Source organism: Pseudomonas sp. R62, from assembly GCF_000257605.1.
Lineage (GTDB): Bacteria > Pseudomonadota > Gammaproteobacteria > Pseudomonadales > Pseudomonadaceae > Aquipseudomonas > Aquipseudomonas atacamensis.
The window spans coordinates 1,627,835-1,630,279 of record NZ_JH635998.1 but is presented as its reverse complement, the minus strand read 5'-3'; the positions used below and the strand labels follow the sequence as shown (position 1 = coordinate 1,630,279).

Below are 2,445 nucleotides of genomic sequence, written 5' to 3'. Positions count from 1 at the left end.
GAACATGCCTTCCATACCGAAGGTACGGGCTTCGTCCGGGATGATCGGGACGATGCGCGGGCCGATTTCCTTGTCCTTGACCAGTTGCGCGAGGATCCGCACGAAAGCCATGGTGGTGGAAATTTCACGGTCGCCCGAGCCATCGAGGATGGCTTTCAGGGTGTCCAGATCCGGAGTCGGTACGCTGAAGCTCTGCGCGCGGCGCTGCGGCACGAAACCGCCCAGTGCGGCACGGCGCTCGGCGAGGTAGCGGGCTTCGGCGCTGTTTGGCTCGGGCTTGAAGAACGGCAGGTTCTCCAGCTCTTCGTCCTTGACCGGGATGTCGAAGCGGTCGCGGAACAACTTCAGGCTGTCGACGTCGACTTTCTTGGTGTTGTGCGCAGTGTTCTTCGCTTCGCCGGCACCGGTGCCATAACCCTTGATGGTCTTGGCGAGGATGACGGTCGGTTGTTCCTTGTGGTTGACCGCTTCGTGGTACGCCGCGTAGACCTTGTACGGGTCGTGGCCGCCACGGTTGAGTTTCCAGATCTCGTCGTCGGACAGATCGGCAACCATCGCCTTGAGTTCAGGCGTGTTGAAGAAGTGCTCGCGAACGAACGCGCCGTCTTTGGCTTTGTAGTTCTGGTACTCGCCGTCGATGACTTCGTCCATGCGACGTTGCAGGATGCCGTCGACGTCTTTGGCCAGCAGCGGGTCCCAGAAACGGCCCCAGATGACTTTGGTCACGTTCCACTGAGCGCCGCGGAACACGCCTTCGAGTTCCTGGATGATCTTGCCGTTGCCGCGAACCGGGCCGTCGAGGCGCTGCAGGTTGCAGTTGATGACGAAGATCAGGTTGTCCAGCTTCTCGCGGCCGGCCAGGGAGATCGCGCCCAGGGATTCCGGCTCGTCGCACTCGCCGTCGCCCAGGAAGCACCAGACTTTCTGTTTGCCCGGCTGGATGAAACCGCGGTGTTCCAGGTACTTCATGAAGCGCGCCTGGTAGATCGCCTGGATCGGACCCAGACCCATCGATACGGTCGGGAACTGCCAGAAGTCAGGCATCAGCCAAGGGTGCGGATAGGACGACAGGCCTTGACCATCGACTTCCTGACGGAAGTTGTTCATCTGGTCTTCGGTGATGCGGCCTTCCATGAATGCACGGGCGTAAACGCCTGGCGAGGTGTGGCCCTGGAAGTAGATCAGGTCGCCGCCGTGTTCGTCGGTCGGAGCCTGGAAGAAATAGTTGAAGCCGATGTCATACAGGGTCGCACTGGAAGCGAAGCTGGAGATGTGACCACCCAGGTCCGAATCTCGCAGGTTCGTGCGCATTACCATGGCCATCGCGTTCCAGCGTACCAGCGAGCGAATGCGGCGTTCCATGAACAGGTCGCCAGGCATGCGTGCTTCGTGGGTAACGGGGATCGTGTTGCGGTAAGGCGTGGTGATCGCGTAAGGGAGCTGCGAGCCGCTGCGGGTCGCGAGTTCGCCCATACGGGTCATCAGATAGTGAGCACGGTCTTCGCCTTCTTTGTCGAGAACCGATTCCAGGGCGTCCAGCCATTCCTGGGTTTCGACGGGATCGAGGTCTTGCATGGCTTGCTCCAGGGCGGAAAGGCTTCCAGAATCGGTTGCCTGAGTTTGCGACTGGCCTTGTGGGCAGACGATTTAAAATTCTTGGATTGCCGACAGGTTGTTCCGGCGGCGTGTAGTTTTACTACAAATCTTCCGGCATTTCAGCCTTTCGAATGTATAGACGAGTAGTAAAACTACAGATGAAAGGCTTGTGGCCTCCGACTGCGTTGTGAGAATAATCGTTAAGGCGGGTCGATTTCCATCCGAATAAGGTGAAAGTTTGATGCTGGATGCCAAAGAAGAAGAAATTTCAGCTATTTCTAACTTTTGTTCGACAGTCCTTCACGTAGCGGGTTTTCATCATTCACTACAAGCGGCCCTCAATACGCCGATCAAGGATAGACCATGACCCTGCCCGTGCTTGCCGAACTGCCCGCCATTCTCCTGCCGTTGGTCAGCCGATCCGAGCAGTCGTTCCGTACGTCCGTCGCCGCTCTTGAAGACGATCATGGCCTGTCGAACTGGACGCCGGAGCGCTGGGCGCAATTCGCCCGCATCAGCGCCGCCAGCGAATTTGTCATTGAACAGAGCACTCGTGACCCTTTGATGTTGCTGTCGCTGGTGGCGTCCGGCGAACTTGATCGGGCGTTCGCGCCCGGCGAACTGTGCGCACAGATCGCCGCCGCTGTGAACAGCGCGCAGAGCGAAGACGAACTCGGCCGCGCCTTGCGCCGCCAGCGCGCACGCCATCAGGTGCGGATCATCTGGCGCGACCTGACCCGTCAGGCCGATCTGGTGCAGACCTGCCGCGACCTCTCGGACATGGCCGACGCCACCATTGATCAGGCTTATCAATGGCTGTACAGCCGCCACTGCGAGCAGTTCGGCACG

General features: G+C 59.4%; 2 protein-coding genes and 1 pseudogene. 2 read left to right on the top strand and 1 reads right to left on the bottom strand.

Features of this window, described 5'->3' with window-relative positions:
* The coding region (gene aceE, locus OQK_RS08545) for a pyruvate dehydrogenase (acetyl-transferring), homodimeric type (protein WP_038860766.1) at positions 1–1,575 on the bottom strand (1,575 nt) is incomplete at its 3' end.
* A gap of 262 nt (positions 1,576–1,837) precedes the next feature.
* Here aceE and OQK_RS31845 point away from each other — a divergent pair.
* The gene (locus OQK_RS31845) at positions 1,838–1,963 is read left to right on the top strand and encodes a hypothetical protein (protein ID WP_256205860.1); all 126 of its coding nucleotides are present in this window, start codon (positions 1,838–1,840) and stop codon (positions 1,961–1,963) included.
* Positions 1,960–2,445 (top strand): annotated as a pseudogene (locus OQK_RS31105) (bifunctional [glutamate--ammonia ligase]-adenylyl-L-tyrosine phosphorylase/[glutamate--ammonia-ligase] adenylyltransferase); the annotation flags it as partial. The gene OQK_RS31845 and the pseudogene OQK_RS31105, both read left to right, overlap by 4 nt.